Origin of the sequence: Wolbachia endosymbiont of Drosophila bicornuta (assembly GCF_028982105.1) — a bacterium.
In the GTDB taxonomy this organism is placed as follows: domain Bacteria; phylum Pseudomonadota; class Alphaproteobacteria; order Rickettsiales; family Anaplasmataceae; genus Wolbachia; species Wolbachia pipientis.
Map to the genome: position 1 here is coordinate 1 of NZ_JAPQLF010000062.1, position 8,148 is coordinate 8,148.

Sequence of the window (8,148 nt, forward strand, 5' to 3'; positions counted from 1 at the left end):
TAGAAGCTTGATGTATTTTTTGAATATCTGCTAGAAGCCCTTCTTTTGCTAATTCTTTACTGCTTTTTTCCTTAGCAACCAATACCACCAGTACAAAACCCTACATAGTTCCTGTGTTTTATAGCAATTTCTATATAAAAGAATACTTTACTCTTTTTCTTTGCCCAGGGCTTTTTTTAAAATGTCTCTTTCTCTTGTTAGTTCTTTTTTTAGATCAAATCTTTCTTTGTCATAAGGAGCCTTTGCCTGGAAATGCGTATGCTCCAGACATTTTTCCATCATATTTTCTTACTTAACATACTGCCATCTATACCTAGATCTTTTGCTATTTTTGTACTTGCTTGACCTGTTTCTTTAACCAGCTTAACAGCTTCTAATTTGAATTCTGCTGTATATTCTCTTCTATTTGTCATATTTTGAAAAAACGTTTTATTTTACTCCAAAAACGTTTTAACTTTCTCTCTACTTTTTCTGGGTAAGGTCAATTTACCGCCGCGGCGCTAACTAGTAGCGGGATGACGGGTTACCAAATTGTAGAAGTTGCTTTAGCTATAAATTCAAGTTTTATCAATGTCTTGTGTTGTTACCCAAATAATGGTTGTGCAAGCGCTTAATTTTTTGATCAAAAAGGAACAAGTTTAGTAAAAAATAATGATATTATTAGTGGAACATAAAACAGTCCCACTGCAGTACTGATTAGAAGCAACAGAGTAGCTTTATCTGGTTGATAATTCAAAATATTAGCAAGTATTATACTGGACCCAGAAACTGGAATAATAGCCAGCAACATCAGTGCTTTATATATGCTCTCATCGTATATACCTATAACATGCTTGTCTAAAAGGACAATTCCTAAAACAAACAGTGGCCAGAATACGTACTTTGCTGTAATAGTGATCAAAGCAAGCTTCCAATCTATTTTAAAGCTTGCAATATTCGCAATGCTCACTCCAAGTAGCACCATTCCTAATGTGACAAAAGTACTTCTAATGTTCATCATAACATCTGTTAAAAAAGTAGGTATTTGTATATCGTATATACTTAAAAAGAAGCCCAGAACCATCGCATAAAGCGAAGGAAGTTTGAACAACTTTAATATGCATTCTTTTGCGGTATAAATACCATTTGCAGCTATGTAAAATCCTAAGCTGTTTTCAAATAGCGCCATTCCTATATAACAAACAACATATACAGATACTGAATCTTCATCAAATAAAGCCATGGCAATCGGCAGGCCAAAATAACCCATACTTGTGCTACCCGAGCTAAATGCTAATATGTTTCTCGTGTTATCCTTAAATAAAAAAGAAGAAAGATAATACACTGATAAGGACATAGTGCTACCTATAAACCATATCAAAATCGGCAGAGAAATTACTTTTAAATTAACTTCTGTATGAGAAACTCCATATAAAATCACTATTGGATTAGCTATATAAAAGAGTATTTTAGATATAGTGTTTCTATCAATTTTAAGACATTTTCCTGCTAAATAACCAATAAATATCGTAATATAAATAGGTAATATTTTTAGGAAAAGAGTAAAGAACATACTAGCCTATTGTGATACTTTTGACTGATAAAGTAATATTAGATCTTAAGGTATTGTAAAAGTAAACAAAATTTATTTTCCAATTTATCCAGCTCATAGTTAATTAAATTAGTGCCAAAATTTGTTTTTACATAGGACTTAAGAATGACATTTTTATGATAAAATTATGTTAAGTTTCTATAAAGCTTCTTGCATATTTTTAAATAATGACATATTGACTAAAAATTAAACTGCTTGTAGTAATTTAGACGAACTGTTGAAAAAGTAAGAGGAAATAAGTAAAGTTAGGACAGAGAGTAAGAGCTTTAACATAGTTGTCATATTTTTCTCAATTAACTCTGGTGTCCAATTTATCCACCACCTCTTTACGTGAGGTGTTTCTAACCATTTTAATAACAGTAAAAAATGTTCTTCTTTCAACGCTTTAAATGTGATATTTTTATTCATTAATTGAAAATCTCAAATGTTACTACCATTTCTATTAATCCTGTCTCTAATTGCCAAGTTCATTGAAATTGACATTTCCGTACCTAGTTTTCCTGATATGGTGCGCTATTTTAACGTATCAGAAGGAACAATTCAATTAACTATTGCTTATAATTTTTTAGGCTTTTGCATAGGAGGGTTGTTTTTCGGTCCATTGTCTGAATGCTACGGCAGAAGGAGAATTATGATCACAGGTAACACTTTGTTATTAATCGGCGCTGTTGGTTGTGTTTTTGCACCGTCGATTTTTTGGCTTTTAATCTCTCGCTTTGTTCAGGGCATTGGTGTCAGCACATCTGTAGTTGTGTTTGCAATCGTTGCAGACAGCTATAAAGGTGACGAAGCGGTGAAATTTATTGGAATCATGAATTCTGTTCTTACAGTTGTCATGGCAATTGCGCCAGTGTTAGGCAGTTTCATCAATGAAATTGTAGGATGGCGTGGTAATTATGCAACTGTTGCAATACTTTGTTTGATCTCTTGGGTTTTGCTGCTTTTAGCGTTACCAGAAACAAAAAAGGACCGCGATATTTTCAGTTTGAAAAAAACGATGAAAGATTACAGAAAACTACTATCTAATCCGAGGTTTGTTACGTTGTCTTTGATGTCAAGCCTCTTTTCTGCTGCTTATATGTCATTCATCACTTGTGGACCTTTTCTGTATATGAAGACTTTTGGTTTATCTAGCACTATTTATGCACTACATCAAGGTGCAATAGTTGGGTGCTTCTCACTCATCAGTCTATTTGCTGGCAAAATCTTGCAGAAACTTGGAGCAATAAAGTGTGTAATTTCTGGTACGAGCGTGGGTGCTATTGGGTCTCTATTGCTTGTAATATTCAGTATAATTCTACCCCACTCTTTCTACTTAGTAACACTGTCTGTGATTATTTTTTCTATCGGTTGTGCAATTTTCCAGCCAGTGATTTTTAATGCATCAATAAATGTTTTCCCTGAAATTAAAGGCACAGCTTCTTCTGCAGTCTCGTTCATTAGAGCTTTTATCATGGCTATTTTTATCGGCTTAACAAGCTACATTTACAATGGTCAAACAATTAGTGTAGCTGTTCTTGTTTTATCCGCGATAGTACTAGAACTTGTTTTTACTGTCTATCTATTGCGTTTAAAAGATCCTATGTAATTAATAAAGATATTCCATTGTAGGCTGCTAACTTTCCCCTGCCAATCTTTCTGCTTCATTACGTGAGATTAATGCCTCAATAAATTCATCTAGTTCGCCTTCTTTGATAATCTGCTCTAGCCGATGTGAAGTTAGATTAATTCTGTGGTCTGTTATTCTTGATTGTGGGAAATTATATGTTCTTATGCGCTCGGAACGATCACCAGAGCCAATCTGACTTTTCCTCATTGTTGACCTTTCCATTTCTTTTTTTTGTCTTTCAATTTCGTATAGCCTTGCCCTCAATACTTTGAGCGCTTTAGCTTTATTTTTATGCTGCGATTTTTCATCTTGCTGTACCACAACTATCCCTGTTGGCAAGTGGGTGACCCTTACCGCGCTGTCAGTTGTATTCACTGATTGCCCTCCAGGACCACTGGATCTATAAACATCTATTCGTAAGTCTTTTTCTTCTATTTTAAAGTCAACTTCTTCTACTTCAGGTAATATCGCAACAGTAGCGGCAGAGGTATGCAACCTTCCTGAGGATTCAGTTTCTGGCACTCTCTGTACTCTGTGCACCCCTGATTCAAATTTCAACCTTGCAAAAACTTCTGTTCCATTAATGAGTGCAGAAGCTTCCTTATAGCCACCTATACCTGTATTAGAAATGCTTATTGGCTCGAACTTCCAATTTCTTCTTTCTGCATATTTTTGATACATACGAAATAACATTGCTGCAAATAATGCTGCTTCTTCTCCGCCTGTACCTGCTCTAATTTCTAATATTGCATTTCTTGAGTCATCTTCATCTTTGGGCAATAATGCTAACTTTAATTTTGCTTTTATTTTTGGTAATAATACCTTGTGCTTTTCGAAAAATTCTTCTTTTGCTAACTCTTTTATATCACCTTCGCTGTTTTCATCTTTCATTATTTCTTCTAAGTCTGAAATTTCCTCTTTCAGCGTGTTATATTCATCAATTATCTTGATTATTGGCCTGAGCTCAGAGTATTCCTTTGAAAGGGTAATGAATTCTTTTTGACTTAAATTGGTAGGATTTTCCAAATTCCTCTCTATATCATTAAATTTTTTCTTTAAGCCTTGTAAATTATTTTCCATATCCATATAGCACAGATCTAGCTAAGTAATATATACTGAAATAAAAAATTTCTTATATCAAGCAATAACACTGTAATATACCTACTACCTTCTAGTTGAATATAATGGCAAAACAGATAACATCAAACTGCAATTTCATATTTGGAGCTTCGGACATAAAATCATTACCAAATGAGTCGGCTCCAGAGATTGCGTTTGCTGGTAGATCAAATGTAGGAAAATCCAGTCTGATTAACTTACTGATAAACAGCAAAAAAGCTGCCAGAGTTTCCTCTAAACCTGGATGCACTAGACAAATAAATTTTTACTCTATGTACAATGATAAGTTCAGGCTTGTTGACCTACCAGGGTATGGTTATTCTCATGCAGGTAAGGAGGAAATTATACAATATTTAAACTTAATTGAGTATTATCTAATTCAAAGAAGAAATCTAAGAAGAGTGTTTGTGTTGATAGATAGCAAGGTAGGATTAAAAGAAATAGACAAAGACTTCATTTATTGGTTAATATATAATAACATTAACTTTAACGTTGTGCTAACAAAAATAGATAAAGTAAGTCAAAAAAGCTTAGGTGCTGTTATAGAAGATATTCAAAGATGGATTAATAATGAGAATGTGTCAATTCATCAAATGAGCATCCTTGTTAAGCATAAAATAACCAAGGTAAGAGATGAGTTTTTCAAGTTTACAAGATAAAAAAATGAAGAGTAGTGAATTCTTAAAGGGTGAGGTATCATTTGAACAAAAAGCAGAAATATTATTTGAAGTGCTATCTAATATACCTAGCTTTGTAGGCGAGACTTTTGTCATTAAATGCGGTGGTACAATAATCTTAGATGAAACACTATTTAACACTTTTGTGCATAATGTTGTCTTGTTGAAGCAGCTTGGTATAAATCCGGTAATAATTCATGACGGAGAATATGAAATTAACTCGGTGTTAAAAGTGCTGGGTATGGACAGTAAATTTGTGAATGGTATCAGACTTACAGACAGAGACACTATGAAAATCATTGAAATGGCACTGTGTGGCTCAGTTAATAAAAAAATTGTTCAGCATATAAATTCTGCTGGTGGTTCAGCTATTGGATTATGTGGAAAAGATGGTAACTTAATTAAAGCCGAAAAAATAACCGCTACGCTTAGAGAAGATAGATCAAATAATATCGAAAAGATATTAGACATGGGGTTCATCGGTAGACCCACTGAAATCAATCCTGATATATTATTTTTTATTGAAGAATCAGATTTTATACCAGTTATTGCACCAATTGGTCATGGAAAAGATGGGGAAACATATCATATTGATGCCGATAGCACTGCAAGCGCAATCGCAATCGCAGTTTCTGCATCTAAAATGATAATCTTGAGTGACACAGATGAAGAAATAGATAAAATTGGTGGCAGGAAGATATCTGTTAAAAATTTAAATGCATCGATTGATTGTGGGAAAATTAAAGGGGAAAAATTTATTGAAAGGCTTATGGCATACGTTAAAATGGCGGAGGAATGTGCTGGAGTTGTTCACATAGTTGATGGTAGAATACCTAACATTATGCTTGATTTATTTACTGAGAGTAATTCAAGCATATCGATTGTGAGTGATTTATAGCTATACTGCTTGTAACTACACGAATACCAAGAGGGTGTAATTCAAGTAGCTGACACTGGAATGACAGCAATCTACGTCATACCGCGATTCATTCGCGGTATCTCTAGATCCCGCTAACAAGTAGCGGGATGACGGTTGTCGGGGTGTCATCCCAGCGCCCTTATGATGTCATCCCAGTGCCCAGACACTGGGATCCAGAAGACTTAATTTCAACCAAGTGGCTGCATAATAAGGACTAGATTCCAGACTGGAATGACATCATAGAGGCACTTGGATGACAAAAAAAGGAGCACTGAACTTGTCAAGGAATTTTATGGCCTAGCGTCACGCGGTGGAATGACATCATTTACATTTATCACTTTTGCAGATACAATTTACATGCTATAATTGAGTCTTCATAGATGGTAAATTGGAGTGCAAAGAAGTAAAATTAAAGTAGAAATAAAAAGATTATCACACGGAGAAGACTTGTCTCTTCCATGTTATGCAACTACGCAGAGTGCTGGCATGGATCTTTATGCTGCATTGAATGATTCTGCTGTTTTAAATCCACTTGAAAGATTACTTGTTCCAACTGGAATTGTGATTGCAATACCAAACGGTTTTGAGGGGCAAATCCGCCCACGTTCTGGTCTTGCTGCAAAACATGGAATCACTGTCTTAAATTCTCCGGGTACTATAGACTCTGATTATCGAGGTGAAGTTAAAATTTGTCTAATTAATCTAAGTAATCAGCCATACGAAATAAAAAGAGGAGATAGAATCGCACAAATCCTTATTTCTCCTGTATCTCAGGTAATTTGGGATGACAGAGAAGAATTCTGCGCAGAAGAAACCGGTCGCAATGCAGGGGGCTTTGGCTCAAGCGGCAGGTAGCTTACGGAAAAGCTTAACTATGACAGTTCTTTTATACACAATTTAAGCATATTAATATTTTATTAAATGAAGTCGTTTATGCTATAGCTCTTTTTACAATAATCCGAACAGATCATAATATGCTACTGCTCTACCATAGCTATAAGCACATATCTTATCCTATTCGGACTATTGCGAGAAGTGCTATAACTTTCAAAAATCATTGTGGCTAGCTCCACAAAGCAAACACTGTATTTGTTGCATTTACTGCTATATACGTTATAGGTGGATTAGCAATACTTTCAACACCGCTTTGGAGGCCTTCAACTTGCAAGCTAGCAGCTTTTGCAGCTACACCACTTGGAATGGGCGTTTTAGCATTTGTTGCTGCTGCGCTGACTTATTTAGCAATATATGCTATCAGCAAAAATAACGAAATATCTGAGTTGAAAGCTCTGAAGGTTATTAAGGATGGGTTGCTAGTAACAAAAGACGCATTTAGGGAAATTGCAAGGAATAACCAAGTTAAAGATGAAGAAGGTAAGGTAGAAAAGGATAAATATTATATAGACTTCAGCTTAGAAGGCAAGAACTACCGTATTATTGTTGATATTAATCAGCTTACCAGTATACTAGGCAATACTTTACTCTTCAAGATAGGTTCACTAAAAGAGAAAAACGATAAAGGTAAGTTCGAGTCAGTAAATGAAACAAAGTGGAATAAAACATTAGGTTTAGACAAAGATGGTGCTAAAGAGGTTAACACTTATTTAGGCTCATCTATTGTTGAGCAAGCTGCTAAAGGAAAAGTACCAGACTAGACAGCTAAGTATAAAAGAGGTAGATTAAGTCTGCCTCTTTGTTTTTTTGATTTTCAGTGTTACGCGCATAACTGCATGGATGTTGCGATTCTCAAGGCAACGTATCTGTTTAGATGCATGGCTAATGCTGAAACAAAAATTCCAGTGTTCCCTTTCTTGTCATCCAAGTAGCTGACACTGGGATGGCTTTGTTGCATCACACTTTATGAGATGGTGATTTATGGTAAATTCATGTAACTATCTCAAATTTAGCCATACCAATATCAGTGAATTTATTAAGCAAATAGCATTTAGTTCTTTTTCTCGATTTATCTCAGATTTATTCCTAAAACTAAATCCGAATATTTGCTTTAATCTTGAGAAAAACCCTTCAATATAAGATCTTTTCCCATAATTTACTTCTTTTTTCCATTCTTTCATGCCATCTTCACCGTATAATTTTATGAACCTAATAGCAGCATTCCTGTCAGACATATAATCTATTTCTGGATGTTCTGCCGCATTGTTTATTGGTGGAATTTTTGTCTTTATATCATATTCGTTACACAACTTATAAAACTTGTGCCTATCACATGCTC

At 34.7% G+C, this 8,148-nt stretch carries 7 protein-coding genes and 3 pseudogenes; 5 read left to right on the plus strand and 5 right to left on the minus strand.

Going from position 1 to position 8,148, the window contains the following annotated elements; all coding sequences use genetic code 11:
• From OZD68_RS06715 to OZD68_RS06720, 3 genes and pseudogenes are all read right to left on the minus strand, one after another.
• Positions 1-413 (minus strand): annotated as a pseudogene (locus tag OZD68_RS06715) (transposase); the annotation flags it as partial.
• Between the two features lie 209 nt (positions 414-622).
• On the minus strand, positions 623-1,552 hold the full coding sequence (locus OZD68_RS01385) for an AEC family transporter (protein ID WP_182309210.1): 930 nt from the start codon (positions 1,550-1,552) through the stop codon (positions 623-625).
• A gap of 304 nt (positions 1,553-1,856) precedes the next feature.
• Positions 1,857-1,999, minus strand: a pseudogene (locus tag OZD68_RS06720) (N-acetyltransferase); the annotation flags it as partial.
• 16 nt (positions 2,000-2,015) lie between these two features.
• Here OZD68_RS06720 and OZD68_RS01390 point away from each other — a divergent pair.
• Positions 2,016-3,179: a multidrug effflux MFS transporter gene (locus OZD68_RS01390; protein WP_182309209.1), complete on the plus strand. Its 1,164-nt coding sequence runs from the start codon at positions 2,016-2,018 to the stop codon at positions 3,177-3,179.
• A 27-nt stretch (positions 3,180-3,206) separates the two neighbouring features.
• On the opposite strand, the gene prfA is transcribed toward OZD68_RS01390, so the two are convergent.
• Positions 3,207-4,286 carry a peptide chain release factor 1 gene (gene prfA / locus OZD68_RS01395; RefSeq protein WP_182309208.1) on the minus strand — a complete coding sequence of 360 codons (1,080 nt, stop codon included), beginning with the start codon at positions 4,284-4,286 and terminating at the stop codon, positions 3,207-3,209.
• 98 nt (positions 4,287-4,384) lie between these two features.
• Here prfA and yihA point away from each other — a divergent pair, with 98 nt between their 5' ends.
• The 4 genes from yihA (at position 4,385) to OZD68_RS01415 (ending at position 7,570) form a co-directional block, all read left to right on the plus strand.
• Positions 4,385-4,978, plus strand: a complete 594-nt coding sequence (gene yihA / locus OZD68_RS01400) for a ribosome biogenesis GTP-binding protein YihA/YsxC (protein WP_182309207.1) — start codon at positions 4,385-4,387, stop codon at positions 4,976-4,978.
• 4 nt (positions 4,979-4,982) lie between these two features.
• Entirely contained in the window at positions 4,983-5,894 is a 912-nt protein-coding gene (gene argB / locus OZD68_RS01405) for an acetylglutamate kinase (RefSeq protein ID WP_182309211.1), read from the plus strand.
• Positions 5,895-6,308: 414 nt separating this feature from the next.
• Positions 6,309-6,770 carry a dUTP diphosphatase gene (gene dut, locus OZD68_RS01410; protein WP_006279458.1) on the plus strand — a complete coding sequence of 154 codons (462 nt, stop codon included), beginning with the start codon at positions 6,309-6,311 and terminating at the stop codon, positions 6,768-6,770.
• Positions 6,771-7,114: 344 nt separating this feature from the next.
• A complete protein-coding gene (locus tag OZD68_RS01415; protein WP_259365954.1) occupies positions 7,115-7,570 on the plus strand; it encodes a hypothetical protein in 456 nt (151 codons plus the stop codon).
• A 237-nt stretch (positions 7,571-7,807) separates the two neighbouring features.
• Here the strand turns inward: OZD68_RS01415 and OZD68_RS01420 are convergent.
• A pseudogene (locus OZD68_RS01420) lies at positions 7,808-8,148 on the minus strand (IS5 family transposase); the annotation flags it as partial.